Below are 19710 nucleotides of genomic sequence, written 5' to 3' on the forward strand. Positions count from 1 at the left end.
GCGCTCCTTCCCTTGCAGCGAATGGTCCCCCTCCCCGAGGCGAGCTCGGGGAGGAATTAATGGGTCCTAGTCGTGCTCCCGCCCACCAGCGCCCATATACAGCTCGCTCCCCGTCTCCTTGAACACCTTGCTCATCTCTTCCATGCCCTTGAGCGCTGCGGCCTTGCTGGCGGCGGCCGTCTCCGCGCCGGTGGGGCCGGTGGCGAGGAAGCCTTCGACGCCCTGGTTCTGCTTGGTGGCGAAGGCGCGGACTTCCTGGCTGATCTGCATCGAGCAGAATTTCGGCCCGCACATCGAGCAGAAATGCGCGGTCTTGGCGCCCTCGGCGGGCAGGGTCTGGTCGTGATATTCCTCGGCGGTGTCGGGATCGAGCGACAGGTTGAACTGGTCGCGCCAGCGGAATTCGAAGCGGGCCTTTGACAGGGCATTGTCGCGGACCTGCGCGGCGGGGTGCCCCTTGGCGAGATCGGCGGCGTGCGCGGCGAGCTTGTAGGTCACCACGCCGACCTTGACGTCGTCGCGGTCGGGGAGGCCGAGATGCTCCTTGGGGGTGACGTAGCAGAGCATCGCGGTGCCGTACCAGCCGATCATCGCGGCGCCGATGCCGCTGGTGATATGGTCGTAGCCGGGAGCGATATCGGTGGTGAGCGGCCCGAGCGTGTAGAAGGGCGCCTCGCCGCAGACTTCGAGCTGCTTGGTCATGTTCTCCTTGATCTTGTGCATCGGCACATGGCCGGGGCCTTCGATCATCAACTGGACGTCGTGCTTCCACGCGCGGTGGGTGAGCTCGCCGAGCGTGTAGAGCTCGCTGAACTGGGCTTCGTCGTTTGCGTCGGCGATGCTGCCGGGGCGCAGGCCGTCGCCGAGGCTGTAGGCGATGTCGTACGCCTTCATGATCTCGGTGATCTCGTCGAAGCGCTCGTAGAGGAAGCTCTCCTTGTGGTGCGCGAGGCACCATTTCGCCATGATGCTGCCGCCGCGGCTGACGATGCCGGTGACGCGCCTGGCGGCCATCGGGATGTAGCCGAGGCGCACGCCGGCGTGGATGGTGAAATAGTCGACGCCCTGCTCGGCCTGCTCGATGAGCGTGTCGCGGAAGATCTCCCAGGTGAGGTCCTCGGCGACGCCGCCGACCTTTTCGAGCGCCTGGTAGATCGGGACGGTGCCGATCGGGACGGGGGAGTTCCGGAGAATCCATTCGCGGGTGTCGTGGATGTTGCGGCCGGTCGAGAGGTCCATGACCGTGTCCGCGCCCCAGCGGATCGACCAGACCATCTTGTCGACTTCGGCGGCGACGTTGCTGGCGACGGCGCTGTTGCCGATGTTTGCGTTGATCTTGACCAGGAAGTTGCGGCCGATCGCCATCGGCTCGGATTCGGGGTGGTTGATGTTGTTGGGGATGATCGCGCGGCCGCGGGCGATTTCGTCGCGAACGAATTCGGGGGTGACGTAGTCGGGGATCGACGCGCCGAAGCTCTCGCCGTCGCGAATGTACTCGGCGAGGCGCTCGCGGCCGAGATTCTCGCGGGTGGCGACATACTCCATCTCGGGGGTGATGATGCCGCGACGGGCATAGTGCATCTGGCTGACATTTGCGCCGGGCTTGGCACGTAGCGGGCGCTTGATGACGTTGGGGAAGGGCTCGACGCCGCCGCTGCGGTCGGGACCGAGCTGGCCGTTATCCTCGGGGCGGACTTCGCGGGCGGCGACTTGCTCGACATCGCCGCGGCCGAGGATCCAGTCGCGGCGGAGCGCGGGGAGGCCGGCCTTGATGTCGATGCGGGCTTGCGGGTCGGTGTACGGGCCCGAGGTGTCGTAGACGCGGACGGGCAGCTCGAGCGAGCTGGGATCGAGATGGATCTCGCGCATCTTCACGCCGAGCGGGCCGACATGGATCTTCTTCGAACCGCGAATGGGGCCGGTGGTGACGCCGATTTCGGTGCGGGCGGGGATGTCGGCCATTCGTCTTCTCCATTTGGGGAGAGGACGGTTTCCGGGTGGGCACCGCTCCCTCCCTACGCCGGTGTCAGCCGGATCAGGTTCAGCGGGTCGGAAGCTCGCGCTTCCCTCTCAACCGCCGTGTCAGCGGTCCCCCGGGGATGCACGCGGTCTTAGGCCGATGGGGGCGGGAGGGGAAACGAAAAAGGGCGCCAGCCTGACGGCGGACGCCCTTTCGTGCCTTGCCGGCGGATTACATATGGTTGGCGGCCTGTTGCTCGACGCGGGCATCGTCGTCGTCATCGGCCTTGTCGGCCATCGCCTCGCCGCGGTCCTCGACATTGTCGGCCTGGGCTTCGAGCGAATCGTGGAGCTGGTCGTTGCCGGCGGCGGCGGCCGCATCGGCCTGATTCTCGAGCATGTCCGACTGGTTCTCGGCCATGGCCTCGATATTGTCGGCGGCCCGATCGTCGGCATTCTGGCCGCAGGCGCCGAGCGCGAACAGGCCGGCAACCGCAGTCGCCTTGAGCAGAATCTTCATGGGCATCCCCTTATGGTTTCGCGGACCTGCCTGGCAGGCCTCGCGCACCAATCGCCGAAACCGCGCGGGGTTCCGGATGCAGGGCCGGGGCGGCCCTGCAGACCTTACTTGATCTTGGCTTCCTTGAACTCGACATGCTTGCGCACGACGGGATCATATTTGCGGAAGGAGAACTTCTCGGTCTGCGTGCGCGGATTCTTCTTCGTGACGTAGAAGAAACCCGTGTCCGCCGTGCTGACGAGCTTGATCTTGACAGTGGTCGGCTTAGCCATGACCCGAAACCCTTGAATCGTTCGAAAAGAAAAGAGCGGCACGCAGGGCGCACCGCTATCAGGCCGCGGCGGATGCGCGAGTCCCGCGCAAAAGTCAAGAAGCGGCGTTGCGGCCGGTCAGTCTTCCTTCCCGGTTTCGGCAACGACCTTGGCGGCGAAGGCATCGACACGCTGGTCCATCCCCGCCATCGCCTGGGTCATCATCATGCGCTGCGCGGCGAGCACGTCGGGATCGCCCATCAGCGACGGCGCCTGCTCGGCATAGGCGCGGCCCGCCGGGGTATCGAAAAAGGCGTTGAGCGACTGGAGCTGGTCGAGCGTGAAGCGCCGCGCATAGGCGCGCGCCATCGCATCCATCATCGCGGGCATCGTCGCCTTCATGAGGACGATAGCCCGTTCGAACTCGGCCTTGACGAAGCCGTCGACCGCTGCCGACAGCTTGGGATCGGACTTGATGTCGCCGAACATCGCGTCGTCGAACATCGCCCCGCGCATGTTTTCGAGCATCGGCCGGAGCATCTGCTCGATCATCGCATCGCGGCGATCGCCGGGCATGAACTTCTCGATCAGCGCCTGTGCCGCGACCAGCCGCGCGGGCTCCGGCGCTGCGGCGACGGGCGGTGCGGTCTGGGCGCCGGCCCCCGCTGCAGGCACGAGCGCGGCGAGCGCCAATGCCCCGACAGACCACCGCAGCATCGCACTCTCCCCCCGAACCGCCGCGAGACTGCGGCGCGGCCATGCCTAGCGTCCGCCGCGCAGCTTCGCCAGCCGTCTCCGCGGGCGTTGCCGAAGCCGGCGCGATGTGCCGATAAGGTCGGATGGAAGTGCTCGTCCCCGCCTTTCTGCTCGCGCTGCTGGCACAGATCGGCGATCGGCCGGCGCTGCTGACGGCGGTCCTGGCCGACCGGTTTCGCCGGCCGCTGCTGGTAGCGCTCGCCGCGGGCATCGCGCATGCGCTCGGTAGCGGGTTCGCGGCACTTGGCGGGGCGCTGGTGGCGCCGATGCTGACTCCGGAGGCGCAATCGCTGCTGCTGGCGATCGCATTGCTGGCGGGCGGGGTGACCGGGATAGGGCGTCCGGCGCTGCCCAGCCGGCTCGAGCGCTGGCGGCTGGGGCCGTTCCTGACCCCGATGGCGGGCATATTCGTGCTCGCGCTGGGCGAGCAGACCCAGTTCGTCACCTTCGCGCTGGCGACGTCGGGCATGCCGTGGTTCGCCGCGGCCGGCGCGACGCTGGGCGCGCTGGTGGTGGCAGTGGCCGCGGCGCTGCTCGGCGAGGCGGGGTGGGCGCGGCTGCCGCTGCGCTGGTTCCGCTACGCGGCGTCGGCGATCCTGCTGATCGCGGGAACCATCATCGGGCTCGGTGCGCTGCGCCTGACCGGCTGATCGGGCGATCCGATCGCTGGCATCGAAAATACCCCATGGCGAGGCGCGAAGCTCACCCTATATCGGCTTCGTTGGGCTCACGTATCGTTTTTCCGGAGGCAGAGAATGGCAGACACCAAGGCCGCGCTGGCGACCCCCACCGACCTCAATCGCAACGACACCAAGAGCGTCGCCGAGGCGCTGAACAGCGCGCTGGCCGATAGCTTCACGCTGTATTTCAAGACCAAGAATTTCCACTGGCACGTCTCGGGCCCGCATTTCCGCGACTATCACCTGCTGCTCGACGACCAGGCGGCGCAGATCTACGGCGTGACCGACGCGATCGCCGAGCGCGTGCGCAAGACCGGCAACACCACGATCCGTTCGATCGGCGACATTGCGCGCCGCCAGACGATCAAGGACAATGACGCCGATTTCGTCTCGCCCGGCGACATGCTCGCCGAGTTGCGCGACGACAATCTGAAGCTGGTCGAGAGCTTCCGCGCCGTAAAGGAAGCCGCCGAGAGCGCCGGCGACAACGCGACGTCGGGCATTGTCGACGAATGGACCGACCAGGCCGAGGAGCGCGCCTGGTTCCTGTTCGAAGCCAGCCGCAAGGGCTGACCATCAAAGGGCCGGGGCGTTCCCCCGGCCCTTTTCATTTCACTTGATCGCGGCGAGGTCGGTCTCGACCTTCTTGAGCATCTCGTCGGTCAGCTTGCCTTGCGAGAAGGGCTGGACTGCGCGCAGGCTCATGCTCTTGAACATGCCGTAGGAGGCATGCGTCGTCGTCCCGGGGATATCGGCGTCGAGCACGGCCTTGGCCTGCGGATCGGCGACGATGACTTCGATCGGCGTGTCGAGATTGAACTTCGCGGCTGGCGCAGCCGGTGCGGCGGCGGGGGCAGCGGGCGCGGGCGCAGTCTGGGCGAACGCCCCCGGCGCAAGAATCATGAGCGCGGCCGCGACCGGAACGATGAACTTCATGTGATCGGAACCCTCTTGCCAATACCGGCTTTGCTGCCGGCGGCGCGAGCTTACCCGCAACTTCATGGCAGCGCCATTGCAGCGCCCCGCGGCGCGCGCGGGCGCGGCTAGGCTGCGCCGAGCGTCAGCAGCCAGATATCGGGCGGCGCGCCGAGGCGGAACGGGCCGCCGCTGGTCCCCAGCCCGGCGGTGACCACCACCGTGCGGCCGCCCTCGCGTCGAACCCCGCAGCGATATCGCGCGCCATAGCGCGATACCTCGGAGATCGGCCCCAACAGCGGCAGCACGACCTGACCGCAATGGGTGTGGCCGGCGAGCAAGAGCGCGATGTCGGACGGGAGCGCCGGCGCGATATCGGGCGAGTGCGTAAGGATCAGGCGCGCGCCGGGAAGGCGGCGCACCGCCTTGATCGTCGCGGCCAGATCGGCGCGCCCGGTGAAATCGTCGCCGGCGACGCCGAGCGCGAGCGGGCCGCGCGCGATGGCGCTGTTGTCGACGACGGTCACGCCGGCACGGCGGAGCAGCGCCCGCACCGTATCCGCCCCGGTCCAATGGTCGTGATTGCCCAGCGCCGCGACGACGCCAAGCCGCGCGCGCAACCGCGACAAGGGCGCGACCATCGGTTCACCGAGCCGCGCGGCGCTGCCCGGAGCATGGCCGAAGATGAAATCGCCGGCGATCAGCACGATGTCCGGGCTTAACGCATTGATCTGTTCGACGATGCGCGCAAGCCGGTCGGGCCCCATCGCCGCGGTGCCGATATGCATGTCGCTCAGCAGCACCAGCCGGATCGGGGGCGCGCCTGCCGGCCAATCCGGCAGGACGATCGCAGCCTCGCGCACGACAGGATCGCGACGTGCCTCCGCGAAGCCGTAGCCTGCGAGCGCCAACACGGCGACGAACCCGCCCGCGAAGATCACCCATAGCGGATTGCGCCTGATCATCCTTCCTCCCTGTCGATCCGGGGGCGCCTCCGCAACGGCGACGCAAGTGTCGGACTAACACGGCGCGCGGTGCGGGAGGTTCTTTCTGTCGTCCGCGCGGCGTTCCGGACATTTTTGTTTCACTGATGTGTCTGTTTTGCAGTGCAGCATCGTCTGATGGATTGGGGCGGACGGCATCACGCACCGCTGAAGGTCAGGAGGCATAATGGCGCGTCTGAAATTCATCCAGGAACTCAAATCACTGGCGCATTTCCGGCTGGACGACGATGTCGCGGGCACGCAGGCACCGGCGAACACGCCCTATCTGCTCGAAGACCTCGACAGCTGGGCCGGCAAGCCGGTGTTCAACCAGGCGCAGGTCATCGACCAGCTCGACATGGGCGCGAAGATCCAGGGCCAGACGATAAGCTACGGTTTCCTGGACGGCACCTCGGGCAACACCGGCGGCGAATATGCGGGCTTCTCGCCGCTGAGCGAGACCCAGAAGGCCACCACGCGCGATTCGATGAAGCTGTGGGACGATCTGATCGCGGCGCGCTTCGTCGAGAAGAACGGCAGCAGCGCGGATATCGTGCTGGGCAACACGACCACCGGCCCGGCGCAGGCCTGGGCATATTACCCCACCGAGGACGGCGATCCGAGCACGCCGCAGAGCAGCATCTGGATTGCCGATCCGGACGTCAACTGGACCAACGAGTGGGTCAGCTATGGCGGATATGGCCAGAGCACGATGGTCCACGAGATCGGCCACTCGCTCGGGCTCAGCCATCCGGGCGACTATAATTTCGGCGCGGACGAGGATGGCGACGGCGTGGCGGATCCGATCCGCTATGGCAGCGACGCGGAATATGCGCAGGACTCGCAGGAATATACGATCATGTCGTACTTCCTGAACTGGGAAACGGGCAGCCAGGCGTTCGATCCCTCGCTGCTCGTCCCGACCAACCCGCAAACGCCGCTGCTGCACGACATCCTGACGGTCCAGGCGAAGTACGGCGCCGATCCGACGACGCGTGCGGGCAGCACGGTCTATTTCGCCAATTCGACCGCCGGCAACGCCGTCTACGATCTCGAGCATAATCCGTTTCCGTATCTGTCGGTGTACGATGCGGGCGGGATCGACACGTTCGACTTCTCGACCGCCAGCACCGGGGTGTTCCTCGATCTGCGGCCGGGCGCGTTCAGCTCGGCGTCGAGCGGCTATCTCTCGCTTGACGAGGCCGCCGCCGCGATGGCGGCATATAATGCGCTCAAGCCCGAGGGATCGCCGACCACCGAATGGAATCCGGACTTCTACAATAGCTGGACCAGCTACCTCACGTCGAACGGCGCAGGCCGCGTCGAAGGCGATACCGGCGTGGCCGGGGTGACCGCCACCCTGCATCGCAATATCTCGATCGCGTATAATACCGTGATCGAGAATGCGATCGGCGGCGCGGCGCGCGACTATCTGGTCGGCAATGACGTCGCCAATCTGCTCAAGGGCAATGGCGGCGACGACGTGCTCAACGGCCTGGGCGGCAACGACCTGTTGTGGGGCGGCGCGGGCGCGGACGAGTTTCGCTTCTTCGCCGATAGCGGCATCGACACGATCCTCGATTTCCGCTCGGGCACCGACAAGATCGACTTGTCGGAGATCGACGCGAACACCTTTGCGGAGGGCGACCAGGCGTTCACGTTCATCGGCCGCGGCACGTTCAGCCACACGGCCGGCGAGCTGCTCAGCTATTCCATCCTCGGCGCACGCTTCCTCGCGGGCGATTCGGATGGCGACGGCCTGGCCGATTTCGTCATCGGCATCGGCGGCTCGTCGATCCTGCAGAGCGACCTCTTTCTCTGAACTGCCTATCGCCCGGGCCGAAAGGTCCGGGCGAAAACCGTCGCGTCGCTCGTGACGGGAGCGCATCGGCGGCGCTGTGCGTTGCGCGGTGATGCGCGCTTTCGCCGATCTGCTCGATGCCCTGATCTACACCCGTTCGCGCAACGCCAAGCTGCGGCTGATCGGCGACTATCTGGCGGGCACCCCCGATCCCGATCGCGGCTGGGCGATGGCGGCGCTGACCGGGAGCCTCGACTTGCCTGCGGTCAAGCCGGCGCTGGTGCGTGCGCTGATCGAATCGCGCGTCGATCCGGTGCTCTATGGGCTCAGCCGCGACTTCGTCGGCGATTCGGCCGAGACGATTGCGTTGCTGTGGCCCGAGCCCGTGGGGGCCTCGGTGCCCGCCGAGCCGCTGACGCTGTCCGAAGTGGTGCGGATCCTCGCCACGATCTCGAAATCCGATGCGCCCGCGATGCTGGCGTCGATGCTCGATCGGCTGGAGGCGGACGAGCGGTTCGCGCTGCTCAAGCTGGCGATGGGAGCGTTGCGCGTCGGGGTTTCGGCGCGGCTCGCCAAGACCGCGCTGGCGCAGGCGTTCGGGCTCGATGTCGATGCCGTGGAGGAAGTGTGGCACGGGCTGGTGCCGCCCTATGCGCCGCTGTTCGACTGGGCAGAGGGGCGGGGGAGCCAGCCGACTCCGGAGAATGTGCCGGTCTTCCGCCCGTTCATGCTCGCGCATCCGCTGGAGGAGGCGCAGGTCAGCCTGGACGACTATGCCGCCGAGTGGAAATGGGACGGCATCCGCGTGCAATTGGTCCATGTCGCGGGCGAGACCCGGCTGTACAGCCGCGCGGGCGACGACATCACCCACAGCTTTCCCGAAGTGGCGAAGGCGTTCGTCACGCCTGGGGTGCTCGACGGCGAATTGCTGGTGAAGGGGACGGCGCAGGGCGGGGAAGGCGGCGCGGGGAGTTTCAATGCGCTCCAGCAGCGGCTCGGGCGCAAGGTCGTGCCGGCCAAGACGCTGGCCGAATATCCCGCGTTCGTGCGGCTGTACGACATATTGTTCGACGGGTTGGAGGATCTGCGGGCGCTGCCCTGGTCCGAACGGCGGGTCCGGCTGGAGGCGTTTGCGGCGCGGCTCGATGGCGAGCGGTTCGACGTCTCGGTGGTGATCGAGGCGGCGGACTTCGCGGCGCTGGAGGAAATCCGCGCCGGCGCGCGCGATGCCGCGATCGAAGGGGTGATGCTCAAGCGGCGCGATTCGCCCTATGTGAACGGGCGGCGCGCGGGGCTTTGGTACAAGTGGAAGCGCGATCCGCTCAACGCCGATTGCGTGCTGATGTATGCCCAGCGCGGCAGCGGCAAGCGCTCGTCCTTCTATTCGGACTTCACCTTCGGCGCGTGGACCGAGAGTGGCGAGCTGCTCCCGGTCGGCAAGGCCTATTTCGGGTTCACCGACGAGGAGCTGAAGTGGCTCGACCATTTCGTGCGCAACAACACCTTGAAGCGCTTCGGTCCGGTGCGCGAGGTCGAGAAGTCGCTGGTGCTCGAAGTGGCGTTCGATTCGGTGCACGAGTCGAAGCGCCATAAGTCCGGGCTGGCGATGCGTTTCCCGCGGATCAGCCGGATCCGGAACGACAAGCCGGCCAGCGAGGCGGATACGATCGCGGGGCTACGGAAGCTGGCGACGTAGGGGAGCGTACTCCCCTCCCTGCAGGGAGGGGCAGGGGGTGGGTGCGCGCGTCTGCGCGCTAAAAAGACTTTATCGCGCAGCATCGCAGCGATGGTCGAGGCATCGAGCCTCGCCCATCGCTAAACCCACCCCCAGCCCCTCCCTTTGCAGGGAGGGGAGTCTTTCTGCCGCGCGGCGCGCTACGCTTTGCTCGCCTCGACCTTGCTGCCGTCGGCGCGTTCGAGGACGAAGCCGGTGACGGTGCCGCCCGCGGTGACGAAGCGCAGGCGTGCGCGGGGGTCTTGTTCGAGTGCGAACAGGTCGCCGCCCAGCGGGATCAGCGCGGTCTTGAGCCCGCCGTCGCGCTGGTAGACGAGGCCGGCGGCGTCGATCGTGACGGTGCGCTCGCCATAGCGGCCGGCATAGGCGCTTGCCGGGAGCCCGGGCCTGGCCTGGGCGGCGCGGGCGGCGTAGCGGGCTGCCGCCCATTCGAGTTCGGTGCGCGCGGCGCCGCTGGCCTTGGGCGCGAGCCTGGCCAGCGCATCCTGGAGCGCGCGGTCGAGCGCGAGTTCCGGTGCTACCGCGAGCTTGGGTGCGACGCCCTTGCCTTCCCAGTCGCCGCCCGAGGGAAGCTCGGGGCGGCCGACCGAGGCGCTGAGCACGAAGCCGCCGGGGACCGCGAAGAAATCGTTGCGATAGGCCGCGCCCGCCGTGGTCTCGCCGACCAGCGTCGCGAAGCCGAAGCCGGCGCCGTGCGCGCTGAACTCCTCGGCTGCGGACGCAGTGCCGCCGCTGGTGAGGACATAGACGGGGATGCCGGTGATCTGCCCGCCGGGGACCGATGCCTCGGCGTGCGACACCGTCGGCGCCTCGTCGCGCATGTGGAAGGTCACCAGCTTGGCGCCGGCGGGGACGAAATAGCTGGCGATGCGGCGCACGGCGTCGGGGCTGCCGCCGCCATTCGTGCGCAGATCGATGATGATCGCGTCGCCGCCGCGCAGGAACGCCATGCCCGCGTCGATCGCGGCCTTGCTGGTGTCGCCGTTCCAGAAGAAGCCGTCATAGCGCATCAGGCGGACATTGCCGTCGAGCACGCGCAGCTCGCGCACGCCTTCGTTCTGGCGGCGCGCAATGTCGCGCCAATAGGCCGATTCGGTGGCATCGTCGCGCTGGCCGCCGGTGCCGATCTGCCGGGCGAGCTCGGGGTTGTGGCGCAGGTTGAGGTGCTTGTCGTGGGCGACTGCCTCGAGATCGGCGGTGATGCGGGCAGCGAATTCCTGCGGGTCGGTAACGGCATAGCGGCCGCCGGCCAGTCCCTTGGCCAGCGTGGCGTCGAGCGCGGCGCGGCGCTCCTTGACGACATAATTCTCGCGCAGCGCCGTGCGGACGCCCTCGACCGCCGCGCGCGAATCGAAGGTCGAGGCCGCCTGGGCGGTTGCGGCCGGTGAGCCAAAGGCCAGCGGGGCCGCGGCGGCGATCGCCCCGGCCAGAATCATACTACGCATTCCAAACCTCCCATTGCGCGCGGTTACGCCCCGGCCCCAAGTCTGCGCTGGCGCGGGCGGCGTTGGGGAGGCAATGTTGGGTGCGGATGTGCACAATTCTGGCATGATACGGGGAGTTTCTGCGCATTATGGGCGCGACGCGCGACACGATGGACCTGCGCATCCTCGACTTGCTCCAGGCCAATGCGCTGCTGACGGCGGACCAGCTTGCCGGGCGACTGCCGCTCTCCGCCTCGGCGATCGCGCGGCGAATACGGCGGCTGCGCGAGAGCGGCGTGATCGCGGCGGATGTTTCGGTACTGTCCGAAGACGTCGGGCCGTTTCTGTCGGCGGTGGTGCAGGTGCAAATGGACCGGCACGCGCTCGCCGCGGTCGAGGCGCTGCTGCGCCGCCTGACCGCCAGCCCGCAGGTCCAGCTGTTCCTCGAGGTTTCGGGGACGTTCGACCTGATGCTGCTGGTGACGGTGAAGGACATGGACGCATTCAATGCCTTTGCCGACACGATGCTGGCGTCCGATCCGGTGGTGCGGCGCTACGAGACCAGCTTCGTCAAGCGGCGGCGGAAGTTCAGCACTGCGCTGCCGCTCGATATCGAGCAGGGTTGACGGGCTTCAGCAGACCTCTGCGAGCAGGTGCGCGCAGGCGAGCATGCGCGGCGCCAGGTCGGCGGGAGGACAGGGCACCGCGCCGGCGATCCAGAGCCGGACCATGGTCAATTGGGCCGCAGCCGCTGCCATTGCCGCCATCCTTGCCGGGCCCGAATCGGCCTCGCGGCGCTCCAGGACCAGCGCGGCGAGCCGGCGCTCGAGACCGGCGCCGGCCCGACCTTCGAAGAGCGGCCGCGCGAAGCCGCGCTGCTCCCAGACATGTTCGAGCATCGCGCGGACCTGGACCTTGCTCGCCCGGCCCAGCGCGGCGTTGGCGAGGGTGCGCAGCACCGGATCAAGCGCAGCGAGCAGCACCGCCTCCTTGCTGCGGAAATGCTCGTAGAAGGTCGATCGGCCGACGCCGGCAGCGGCGATGAGGTCGGCGGTGCGGATCGAATCGTAGCGGCGGGTGAGGACCAGCGCAGTGAAGGCCTGGATGATCGCCGCTCGGGTGCGCTTCACGCGCGGATCGCTCTCGTCCTGGTCCATCTTGCCCTGCCTCTAGCGCATCGATTGCGCGGGCGCGGCGGACATTTGCCGGGGTTCGTCCGGAAGCGGCGATTCGCGGCGGTTTGGCGCTCGCGCGGCGGCGCGGGCCGGTTCAGGGTGGAGCCTCGATTTCAGGAGGATTGAATGAGCGAATCACACCGCGTGGTGGCGATCCTGCCGAGCGACGATCTCGATGTCAGCGAGCGCTTCTATGCGCGGCTCGGGTTCGAAGTCGTCAGCGACCATGGCCACTACCGCATCCTTGCCGACGGGCGCGGCTGGCACCTGCATCTCAATCGGATGCCGGGCTGGCCGCGTAACATCGAGGACAATCCGTTCGGGCTGTACCTCTATGTCGAGGATGTCAATGCGGTCGCCGATCGGGTGCGCGAACTGATCCTCGCGCCTGGGGCGCCGGAGCGAAAGCCGTGGGGGACATATGAATTCGCAGTGAGCGATCCCAGCGGCGCGCTGGTGCGAATCGGGCGGGTGCTGGAGTAAGGCGGCCATGCCACGGGGGAGGGCTTCCCCAATCCTCCCTCGCGTTAAATCCCGACGACTTGCGCGTGAATTGCACAGTCCTCCCGTTCGTTTCGAGCGAAGTCGAGAAACGGGGGCGATCCGCCTGCTGCGGTTTCTCGACTTCGCTCGAAACGAACGGATCAGAGTACGTCATCCCGCGCTCTAACGGGAGAGGGACGTACACGACGAAAAGGGCCGGACGTTTCCGCCCGGCCCCTTCGTAGTTCGGTCGCTGGGATCAGCTGCCGGGCGTGAGGTTCACTGCCGCGTACTTGCCGCGACGATCGACCTCCAGCTCGAATTCGAGCCGGTCGCCTTCGTTGAGCGTCGGCATGCCGGCGCGCTCGACGGCGCTGATGTGAACGAACGCATCGGGCTGTCCATCGTCGCGCTGAATGAAGCCGAAGCCCTTCATCGCGTTGAAGAACTTGACCGTTCCGGTCGCCTTCTCACCGGTCAGCTGGCGCTGCGGGCCACCGGCACCGCCGGCGCCGCCACGTGGCGCGTCACGATCGCGAGGCGGGCCCGAATCGGTCACTGCCATCGGCTCGCCGTCGATCTTGAGATCGGTCGCCGAGATGCGGCCGCCACGATCGACGAGCGTGAAGCCCATCGGCTGGCCTTCCGCGAGACCGGTCAGGCCGGCCTGCTCGACTGCCGAGATGTGCACGAACACGTCTTCTCCGCCGTCATCGCGAACGACGAAGCCGAAGCCCTTCTGCGCGTTGAAGAATTTTACGACGCCAGTCGCTTCGCCGACAACCTGGGGGGGCATGCCGCCGCCACCGCCGCCGCCGCCGCGGAAACCACCGCCGCCGCCGCCACCGCCGCCGAAGCCGCCGCCACCGCCGCGATAGCCACCGCCACCGCCGCCGCTATAGCCACCACCGCCGCCGCCGCCGAAACCGCCGCCGCCGCCGAAGCCGCCACCGCCGAAGCCGCCGCGATCACCACCGCCAAAGCTGCTGCTGCTGCCGCCTTCGTCACCAAAACCGTCGCGCTTGTCTCTGCCGCGCCCGCCGCGATCCCCACGGCGCCCTCGATCAAAACTCATGCCCTGTTCGTCTTCCCGGTTCGCCCAACTGCAATCGAAACCCAAGCGCCGGACGAAAAACGCAGGTGTTCGGGCACAAAAAACAGCGCCACGGAATCGGCCATAGCCCAAAATCATACAGCGCGCGAACGAAAATCGACTTGATTACGGCAGATTCATGGAGATCGCGGCGCTTGCGCCACAGTTCGCCGCAAGGCACAGGTGCCAGCCATGGAATCTATTGCCGAACTGCTCGCCAGCCCGGCCGCCTGGGCCGCACTCGTAACGCTGATCGTGATGGAGGTCGTGCTTGGCATCGACAACCTGATCTTCATTTCGATTCTGTCGAACAAGCTGCCCGAGGAACAGCGCAAGAAGGCGCGCACGATCGGCATCAGCCTGGCGCTGGTGATGCGGCTGGCGCTGCTGACGATGATTGCATGGATCGTCGGACTGGTCGCCCCGGTGATCGACCTGGGCATTACCGGCCCGCTGGGCGCGCATGGCGAGCCCGCGTTCGAGACGCAATTCTCGTGGCGCGACCTGATCCTGATCGCCGGCGGCATCTTCCTGATGTGGAAGGCGACGACCGAGATCCACCATTCGGTCGATGCCAATGCGCACGACACCGACGATCTGCTCGACAAGAAGAAGGTGCTGTCGATCAGCTTCACCGCGGCGATCGTCCAGATCCTGCTGCTCGACATCGTCTTCTCGATCGATTCGATCCTCACCGCGGTCGGCATGACCGAGCATGTCGAGATCATGTATGTCGCCGTGATCTTCGCGGTGATGGTGATGCTGTTCGCGGCGACGCCGCTCGCCAATTTCATCAACGGCAACCCGACGGTGGTGATGCTGGCGCTCGGCTTCCTGCTGATGATCGGCATGGTGCTGATCGCCGAGGGCTTCGGCGCGCATATCCCCAAGGGCTATATCTATACCGCCATGGCGTTCTCGGCGGGGGTGGAGCTGCTCAACATCTGGTCGCGGCGGAGCAAGGCGCGCAAGCACGCCGCCGCGGAGGCCGCAGCCGATACAGCGCCGCCCACCACCCATTGAGGTAAATGCGCAACGCGCCTATGCGCGCGGCATGACCGTGCATTTTCATGAAGAAGACCTGCCCGAGGGCGTGTTCGCTCCGGGCGCGTCGATCGCCGTAGACACCGAGACGATGGGGCTGATCACTCCGCGCGACCGGCTGTGCGTCGTCCAGCTTTCCGACGGCAGCGGCGACGAGCATCTCGTCCGCTTCGGGCCGCGCTCCACCTATGACGCGCCCAATCTGCGCGCGGTGCTCGCCGATCCCGAGCGGCTCAAGCTCTATCATTTCGCGCGCTTCGACCTTGCGGCGATTCGCTTCTATCTCGGCGTCACCGCGGCGCCGGTATATTGCACCAAGATCGCCTCGCGGCTGGTGCGCACCTATACCGACCGCCACGGCCTCAAGGACCTGGTCCGCGAGCTGGTCGGACAGGAAATCTCGAAGCAGCAGCAATCGTCGGACTGGGGCGGCCCCGATCTTTCGGACGCGCAGAAGGACTATGCCGCGTCCGACGTTCGCTTCCTGCATGCGATGAAAGTGGAACTAGACAAGCGTCTCGAGCGTGAAGGACGCATGCCGCTCGCACAGGCCAGTTTCGACTTCCTTCCCTGGCGGGCGGAGCTGGATCTCGCCGGCTGGGCCGAGGTGGATATCTTTGCGCATATCTAGCGCCACGCCGCTTCCGCACTATCTGCCGGACATGGTTCTTCATGTCTGATGTTGCCGCGCGCCTTCACGCGCAGAAGCGCGGCTGGGCGCATCCCGGCAGCAGCCATGACCGGCTGGTGCGCACCGGACTGATCGTGCTGCCGATGGGGATCGGCGTGCTCGGCGCGTTCCTGGTGGTGGCGCCGCTGCTGATGGGCGGCGATGCCAGCTTCGTGCTCGACAAGAACAAGGTCGACATCTCGCCCGAGCGGCTGCGCATCGACAGCGCCGAATATCGCGGGTCCGACGCAAAGGGGCGGCCGTTCCACCTCCATGCCGGTTCGGCGCTGCAGCGCAGTTCGGCCGAGCCGATCGTGCGGCTCAACGACCTCGCCGCCGAAATCCGGCTCGACGACGGCCCGGCTTCGATCAAGGCGGACAGCGGCCATTACAACATGACGACCGAGCGCGTCGCAGTCGACGGGCCGCTCAAGTTCCAGACCACCGACGGCTATGTGCTCAACACGCACGACGCGACGGTGGACCTCAAGACGCGGCGGCTCGAGAGCGGCGGCGCAGTCAGCGGCAACACCCCGAGCGGGGTGTTCAGTGCCAACAAGCTGACTGCCGACCTGGAGAAGCGCACCGTCTCACTCGAAGGGAATGCGCGCTTGCGGATCCAGCCGCGGCGGGCAAATAGGTGATGATGATGCTACGCTTCGCCCTGGGCAGCTTCGGGCTGATGCTGACGCTGGCTGTGCCCGCGATGGCGCAGACGCGCCACAATACCGATGCGCCGATCGACGTGGCGTCCGAGCGGATCGAGCTGCAGGACCGCGCCAACCGCGCGATCCTGAGCGGCAACGTCCAGATCAAACAGGCCGAGATGACGCTCGCCGCGGCGCGGGTCACCGTCACCTATACCGGGCAGGTCAGCGAAGGATCGCCGCAGGTCTCGCGGCTCGATGCGGCCGGCGGCGTCACGGTCAACCGGCCGAACCAGAGCGCGCGTTCGCAATATGCAGTCTATGATCTCAACCGCCGGGTGATCACGATGGTCGGCGCGGTGACGCTGCGCCAGGCGGGCAACACCGTATCGGGCGGGCGCCTGTCGATCGACCTCGACACCGGCCGCGCGACGATCGACGGTTCGGGCGTGCGCAGCGGCGCCGGCGCAACGCCGGGCCAGCCGGGCGTGCAGAGCTCGGGCGGACGCGTCACCGGGCGCTTCTCGGTCCCCAAGCGCAACACGCAATAGGCCTGCGTTTTTCAACGCACTGCCGCAGTTTCGCTTTTCATCGCCGGCAATCTCCTGCAGGAATCCTGCCAACCGCCTATATGCGGTGCGATATAGTCCGCGCAGGAAGTCCGAATGAACGACGTCGCCATGATCGAGCAACCGGTCGCCGATCCGGCGCCGCTCCCCGACAAGGGGCTGGCGGTCGTCTCGATCGCCAAATCCTATGACAAGCGCGTAGTGCTGACCGACGTCTCGGTCTCGGTGGGCCGCGGCGAAGTGATCGGCCTGCTCGGCCCCAACGGCGCGGGCAAGACGACGTGCTTCTATTCGGTGATGGGACTGGTGAAACCCGATTCGGGCCGCATCATGCTGGACGGCGAGGACATTACCCGGCTGCCGATGTACCGCCGCGCGATCCTGGGCCTGGGCTACCTGCCGCAGGAAACCTCGATCTTCCGCGGCATGACCGTCGAGAACAACATCCTCGCGGTGCTCGAACTGGCCGAGCCCAACAAGGCGGCGCGCCAGGCGCGGCTGGACCAGCTGCTCGACGAATTCGGCCTGACCCGGCTGCGCAGCTCGCCGGCGATGGCGCTGTCGGGCGGCGAGCGGCGCCGCGCCGAGATCGCCCGCGCGCTGGCGGCGGACCCGACGATCATGCTGCTCGACGAGCCGTTCGCGGGCATCGATCCGATCTCGATCTCGGACATTCGCGACCTGATCGTCCAGCTCAAGACGCGCGGCATCGGCGTGCTGATCACCGACCACAATGTCCGCGAGACGCTCGACATCGTCGATCGCGGCTACATCATCTATGACGGCCGCGTGCTGTTCGCCGGCTCGCCCGACGATCTCGTCCGCGACGAGAATGTCCGCCGGCTGTACCTGGGCGAGAGCTTCGAGCTCTAGGCACCATGGTGGCTGTAACCTCCCCCGTTCGTACTGAGCTTGTCGAAGCACCGTTCTTCTTTGCCCAAGGAAAAACGGCCCTTCGACAAGCTCAGGGCGAACGGAACTAGGGGCGACGGCCATGTCCCTCGCGCCGCGCCTCGATCTCCGCCAGTCGCAATCGCTGGTGATGACGCCGCAGCTCCAGCAGGCGATCAAGCTGCTGGCGCTGTCGAACCTCGAGATCGAGACCTTCATCGCCGAGGAGATCGAGAAGAATCCGCTGCTCGATTCGCAAGGCGGCAGTGACGAGGCGCCCGAGCCCGCAGCGGCTGGCCCCGAACCCGAGTTCGAGCCTGCACGCGACGGCCCCGCCGACGCGAGCGAACTGATCGCCGGCGGCGGCGAAGCGGCGGGCGAGGCCGCGCTCGACGTCGATTTCGCCGCGGAGACCTTCCACCATGACAGCGCCGCCGATTCGGCGGGTGGCGGGCTCGACGGCAGCCTCGGCATGGCCGGGACGGGCGGGGGGGGCTCCGAGGACGGGCCCGACTTCGACAATTTCAGTTCGTCCGAACTCAGCCTTGCCGATCATCTGATGGCGCAGGCGGGTACGAGCGTTGGTGGCACCGACCTGTTCGTCGCCGCGCATCTGATCGACCAGATCGACGAGGCGGGATATCTCACTGCGTCGCTGCTCGACGTGGCCAGCCGGCTCAATGTGCCGCTTGCGCAGGTCGAGGCCGTGCTGGGGGTGATCCAGACCTTCGATCCCACCGGCGTCGGCGCGCGCAACCTTGCCGAATGCCTCGCGCTGCAGGCCCGCGAAGCCGACCGCTACGATCCGTGCATGGCGCGGCTGATCGACAATCTTGAGCTCGTCGCGCGCGGCGACCTCGCCCGGCTGAAGCGGCTGTGCAACGTCGACGACGAGGATCTGGCGGACATGATCCGCGAGCTGCGCAATTACGATCCGAAGCCGGGCTGCCGCTATGGCGGCGAGCCGACCATGACGGTGGTGCCCGACATCTTCGTCGCGCGCCGCGGCATCGGCTGGGCGGTGGAGATCAACGCCGCGACGCTGCCGCGCCTGCTGGTCAACCGCGCCTATTATGCCGAGATTTCGGCGGGCAAGCAGGACAAGGCGAGCAAGGCCTGGATGTCCGACATGCTCGCCAGCGCCAATTGGCTGGTCAAGGCGCTCGACCAGCGCCAGCGCACGATCATCAAGGTGGCGAGCGAGATCGTGAAGCAGCAGGAAGCGTTCTTCCTGAAGGGCGTTGCGCATCTCAAGCCGATGACGCTGCGCCAGGTCGCCGACGTGATCGAGATGCACGAATCGACGGTGAGCCGCGTCACCTCCAACAAGTATCTCAGCTGCGCGCGCGGGCTGTTCGAGTTGAAGTATTTCTTCACCAGCGCGATCCAGTCGTCCGAGGGTGGTGATGCGGTGTCGGCCGAAGCCGTGAAGAGCGCGATCCGCGGGCTGATCCAGGCCGAGGATCCCAAGAAGATCCTGTCGGATGACACTTTGGTCGAATTGCTCAACGCCAAGGGCTTCGACATCGCCCGGCGGACGGTCGCCAAGTATCGCGAGGCGTTGGGGATCGGCAGTTCGGTCCAGCGGCGGCGCCAAAAAGCACTGGAAGGCGTCGGCTAAGTTGCGGGACGGTGGATCGTTAGCGCGACGAAATGACCGACTCAGATTTCCGAAACGTATTTGTACCTATAATGGAAACATGAGCGCGACTTTCTCCATCGAAGCCGAGCCCGAGCGCGATCTCGTTCGGATCACCATGGGTGGCCTGTTCACGCCACAGGATATCCAGGATTTCTACAAGGCGCGGGAAGCGGCGCATGCCCGGCTTACCTGCGCCCGCAACGAGCATCTCACGATCAACGACCTGCGCGGCATGAAGATTCAGCCGCAGGAGAGCGTCGCGGGATTCCAGCAGATGCTCGGCGCACCCGAATATCGTTCACGGCGGCTGGCCTTCGTGATCGGCCGCACGCTGGCGCGCAGCCAGCTGCAGCGCGCGCTCAGCGGCCGCGGTTCGAGCACGCATTGTTTCGACAGCGTCGCCGAGGCCGAAGCCTGGCTGTTCCACGGCGCCGTGGCCGGCCAGCTGCGCGCCGCGGGCTGACCGGCCTTA

At 66.9% G+C, this 19710-nt stretch carries 22 protein-coding genes and 1 riboswitch; of the genes, 13 read left to right on the plus strand and 9 right to left on the minus strand.

What is annotated here, in order from left to right; genetic code table 11:
* Positions 1–66: 66 nt before the first annotated feature.
* The 4 genes from thiC to BXU08_RS15435 all read right to left on the minus strand — a co-directional run bounded on the left by thiC (position 67) and on the right by BXU08_RS15435 (position 3447).
* A complete protein-coding gene (gene thiC, locus BXU08_RS15420) occupies positions 67–1962 on the minus strand; it encodes a phosphomethylpyrimidine synthase ThiC (protein WP_077510857.1) in 1896 nt (631 codons plus the stop codon).
* A gap of 33 nt (positions 1963–1995) precedes the next feature.
* Positions 1996–2106, minus strand: a riboswitch (TPP riboswitch).
* 85 nt (positions 2107–2191) lie between these two features.
* Positions 2192–2479: a hypothetical protein gene (locus BXU08_RS15425; protein WP_077510858.1), complete on the minus strand. Its 288-nt coding sequence runs from the start codon at positions 2477–2479 to the stop codon at positions 2192–2194.
* A gap of 104 nt (positions 2480–2583) precedes the next feature.
* Positions 2584–2751, minus strand: coding sequence for a 50S ribosomal protein L33 (gene rpmG / locus BXU08_RS15430; protein ID WP_025560997.1), 168 nt, complete (start codon positions 2749–2751; stop codon positions 2584–2586).
* A 117-nt stretch (positions 2752–2868) separates the two neighbouring features.
* On the minus strand, positions 2869–3447 hold the full coding sequence (locus BXU08_RS15435; protein ID WP_077510859.1) for a DUF2059 domain-containing protein: 579 nt from the start codon (positions 3445–3447) through the stop codon (positions 2869–2871).
* A 122-nt stretch (positions 3448–3569) separates the two neighbouring features.
* Between BXU08_RS15435 and BXU08_RS15440 the strand changes: the two genes are divergently transcribed.
* A complete protein-coding gene (locus BXU08_RS15440; RefSeq protein ID WP_077510860.1) occupies positions 3570–4136 on the plus strand; it encodes a TMEM165/GDT1 family protein in 567 nt (188 codons plus the stop codon).
* A gap of 105 nt (positions 4137–4241) precedes the next feature.
* A complete protein-coding gene (locus tag BXU08_RS15445; RefSeq protein ID WP_077510861.1) occupies positions 4242–4739 on the plus strand; it encodes a Dps family protein in 498 nt (165 codons plus the stop codon).
* Between the two features lie 39 nt (positions 4740–4778).
* Here BXU08_RS15445 and BXU08_RS15450 read toward each other — a convergent pair whose 3' ends face one another.
* Together BXU08_RS15450 and BXU08_RS15455 are read right to left on the minus strand one after the other, a co-directional pair.
* Complete coding sequence (locus BXU08_RS15450; RefSeq protein ID WP_077510862.1) at positions 4779–5102, minus strand: hypothetical protein; 324 nt, start codon at positions 5100–5102, stop codon at positions 4779–4781.
* A gap of 107 nt (positions 5103–5209) precedes the next feature.
* Entirely contained in the window at positions 5210–6046 is an 837-nt protein-coding gene (locus BXU08_RS15455) for a metallophosphoesterase (RefSeq protein WP_077510863.1), read from the minus strand.
* Between the two features lie 205 nt (positions 6047–6251).
* On the opposite strand from BXU08_RS15455, the gene BXU08_RS15460 reads away from it, so the two are divergent.
* On the plus strand, positions 6252–7886 hold the full coding sequence (locus BXU08_RS15460) for a M10 family metallopeptidase C-terminal domain-containing protein (RefSeq protein WP_077510864.1): 1635 nt from the start codon (positions 6252–6254) through the stop codon (positions 7884–7886).
* Positions 7887–7977: 91 nt separating this feature from the next.
* Positions 7978–9561, plus strand: a complete 1584-nt coding sequence (locus BXU08_RS15465; RefSeq protein WP_077510865.1) for a cisplatin damage response ATP-dependent DNA ligase — start codon at positions 7978–7980, stop codon at positions 9559–9561.
* A gap of 179 nt (positions 9562–9740) precedes the next feature.
* Here BXU08_RS15465 and BXU08_RS15470 read toward each other — a convergent pair whose 3' ends face one another.
* Positions 9741–11045 carry a S41 family peptidase gene (locus BXU08_RS15470; protein WP_171982540.1) on the minus strand — a complete coding sequence of 435 codons (1305 nt, stop codon included), beginning with the start codon at positions 11043–11045 and terminating at the stop codon, positions 9741–9743.
* Between the two features lie 128 nt (positions 11046–11173).
* On the opposite strand from BXU08_RS15470, the gene BXU08_RS15475 reads away from it, so the two are divergent.
* Entirely contained in the window at positions 11174–11650 is a 477-nt protein-coding gene (locus tag BXU08_RS15475) for an Lrp/AsnC family transcriptional regulator (protein WP_077510867.1), read from the plus strand.
* Between the two features lie 6 nt (positions 11651–11656).
* On the opposite strand, the gene BXU08_RS15480 is transcribed toward BXU08_RS15475, so the two are convergent.
* The gene (locus BXU08_RS15480; RefSeq protein WP_077510868.1) at positions 11657–12181 is read right to left on the minus strand and encodes a TetR/AcrR family transcriptional regulator; all 525 of its coding nucleotides are present in this window, start codon (positions 12179–12181) and stop codon (positions 11657–11659) included.
* A gap of 144 nt (positions 12182–12325) precedes the next feature.
* On the opposite strand from BXU08_RS15480, the gene BXU08_RS15485 reads away from it, so the two are divergent.
* Complete coding sequence (locus BXU08_RS15485; protein ID WP_077510869.1) at positions 12326–12682, plus strand: VOC family protein; 357 nt, start codon at positions 12326–12328, stop codon at positions 12680–12682.
* Between the two features lie 259 nt (positions 12683–12941).
* On the opposite strand, the gene BXU08_RS20485 is transcribed toward BXU08_RS15485, so the two are convergent.
* Positions 12942–13757: a cold-shock protein gene (locus tag BXU08_RS20485; RefSeq protein WP_077510870.1), complete on the minus strand. Its 816-nt coding sequence runs from the start codon at positions 13755–13757 to the stop codon at positions 12942–12944.
* A gap of 210 nt (positions 13758–13967) precedes the next feature.
* Between BXU08_RS20485 and BXU08_RS15495 the strand changes: the two genes are divergently transcribed.
* From BXU08_RS15495 to BXU08_RS15525, 7 genes are all read left to right on the plus strand, one after another.
* Positions 13968–14798, plus strand: coding sequence for a TerC family protein (locus BXU08_RS15495; RefSeq protein ID WP_077510871.1), 831 nt, complete (start codon positions 13968–13970; stop codon positions 14796–14798).
* Positions 14799–14829: 31 nt separating this feature from the next.
* Positions 14830–15450: a ribonuclease D gene (locus BXU08_RS15500; RefSeq protein WP_077510872.1), complete on the plus strand. Its 621-nt coding sequence runs from the start codon at positions 14830–14832 to the stop codon at positions 15448–15450.
* Positions 15451–15491: 41 nt separating this feature from the next.
* Entirely contained in the window at positions 15492–16133 is a 642-nt protein-coding gene (gene lptC, locus BXU08_RS15505) for an LPS export ABC transporter periplasmic protein LptC (RefSeq protein WP_077510873.1), read from the plus strand.
* Between the two features lie 2 nt (positions 16134–16135).
* Positions 16136–16687: an LptA/OstA family protein gene (locus BXU08_RS15510; RefSeq protein ID WP_376787781.1), complete on the plus strand. Its 552-nt coding sequence runs from the start codon at positions 16136–16138 to the stop codon at positions 16685–16687.
* 114 nt (positions 16688–16801) lie between these two features.
* The gene (lptB, locus tag BXU08_RS15515; protein ID WP_077510875.1) at positions 16802–17578 is read left to right on the plus strand and encodes an LPS export ABC transporter ATP-binding protein; all 777 of its coding nucleotides are present in this window, start codon (positions 16802–16804) and stop codon (positions 17576–17578) included.
* Between the two features lie 121 nt (positions 17579–17699).
* A complete protein-coding gene (gene rpoN / locus BXU08_RS15520; RefSeq protein WP_077510876.1) occupies positions 17700–19217 on the plus strand; it encodes an RNA polymerase factor sigma-54 in 1518 nt (505 codons plus the stop codon).
* A 79-nt stretch (positions 19218–19296) separates the two neighbouring features.
* Positions 19297–19701: a hypothetical protein gene (locus tag BXU08_RS15525; RefSeq protein WP_077510877.1), complete on the plus strand. Its 405-nt coding sequence runs from the start codon at positions 19297–19299 to the stop codon at positions 19699–19701.
* The last annotated feature ends 9 nt before the right edge of the window (positions 19702–19710 follow it).

It is taken from the genome of Sphingomonas sp. LM7 (genome assembly GCF_002002925.1).
In the GTDB taxonomy this organism is placed as follows: Bacteria; Pseudomonadota; Alphaproteobacteria; order Sphingomonadales; family Sphingomonadaceae; genus Sphingomonas.

Coding starts and splice junctions, on each gene's coding strand:
- thiC (WP_077510857.1), bottom strand. CDS start 1,962: ATGGCCGACATCCCCGCCCGCACCGAAATCGGCGTCACCACCGGCCCC.
- BXU08_RS15425 (WP_077510858.1), bottom strand. CDS start 2,479: ATGAAGATTCTGCTCAAGGCGACTGCGGTTGCCGGCCTGTTCGCGCTC.
- rpmG (WP_025560997.1), bottom strand. CDS start 2,751: ATGGCTAAGCCGACCACTGTCAAGATCAAGCTCGTCAGCACGGCGGAC.
- BXU08_RS15435 (WP_077510859.1), bottom strand. CDS start 3,447: ATGCTGCGGTGGTCTGTCGGGGCATTGGCGCTCGCCGCGCTCGTGCCT.
- BXU08_RS15440 (WP_077510860.1), top strand. CDS start 3,570: ATGGAAGTGCTCGTCCCCGCCTTTCTGCTCGCGCTGCTGGCACAGATC.
- BXU08_RS15445 (WP_077510861.1), top strand. CDS start 4,242: ATGGCAGACACCAAGGCCGCGCTGGCGACCCCCACCGACCTCAATCGC.
- BXU08_RS15450 (WP_077510862.1), bottom strand. CDS start 5,102: ATGAAGTTCATCGTTCCGGTCGCGGCCGCGCTCATGATTCTTGCGCCG.
- BXU08_RS15455 (WP_077510863.1), bottom strand. CDS start 6,046: ATGATCAGGCGCAATCCGCTATGGGTGATCTTCGCGGGCGGGTTCGTC.
- BXU08_RS15460 (WP_077510864.1), top strand. CDS start 6,252: ATGGCGCGTCTGAAATTCATCCAGGAACTCAAATCACTGGCGCATTTC.
- BXU08_RS15465 (WP_077510865.1), top strand. CDS start 7,978: ATGCGCGCTTTCGCCGATCTGCTCGATGCCCTGATCTACACCCGTTCG.
- BXU08_RS15470 (WP_171982540.1), bottom strand. CDS start 11,045: ATGCGTAGTATGATTCTGGCCGGGGCGATCGCCGCCGCGGCCCCGCTG.
- BXU08_RS15475 (WP_077510867.1), top strand. CDS start 11,174: ATGGGCGCGACGCGCGACACGATGGACCTGCGCATCCTCGACTTGCTC.
- BXU08_RS15480 (WP_077510868.1), bottom strand. CDS start 12,181: ATGGACCAGGACGAGAGCGATCCGCGCGTGAAGCGCACCCGAGCGGCG.
- BXU08_RS15485 (WP_077510869.1), top strand. CDS start 12,326: ATGAGCGAATCACACCGCGTGGTGGCGATCCTGCCGAGCGACGATCTC.
- BXU08_RS20485 (WP_077510870.1), bottom strand. CDS start 13,757: ATGAGTTTTGATCGAGGGCGCCGTGGGGATCGCGGCGGGCGCGGCAGA.
- BXU08_RS15495 (WP_077510871.1), top strand. CDS start 13,968: ATGGAATCTATTGCCGAACTGCTCGCCAGCCCGGCCGCCTGGGCCGCA.
- BXU08_RS15500 (WP_077510872.1), top strand. CDS start 14,830: ATGACCGTGCATTTTCATGAAGAAGACCTGCCCGAGGGCGTGTTCGCT.
- lptC (WP_077510873.1), top strand. CDS start 15,492: ATGTCTGATGTTGCCGCGCGCCTTCACGCGCAGAAGCGCGGCTGGGCG.
- BXU08_RS15510 (WP_376787781.1), top strand. CDS start 16,136: ATGATGCTACGCTTCGCCCTGGGCAGCTTCGGGCTGATGCTGACGCTG.
- lptB (WP_077510875.1), top strand. CDS start 16,802: ATGAACGACGTCGCCATGATCGAGCAACCGGTCGCCGATCCGGCGCCG.
- rpoN (WP_077510876.1), top strand. CDS start 17,700: ATGTCCCTCGCGCCGCGCCTCGATCTCCGCCAGTCGCAATCGCTGGTG.
- BXU08_RS15525 (WP_077510877.1), top strand. CDS start 19,297: ATGAGCGCGACTTTCTCCATCGAAGCCGAGCCCGAGCGCGATCTCGTT.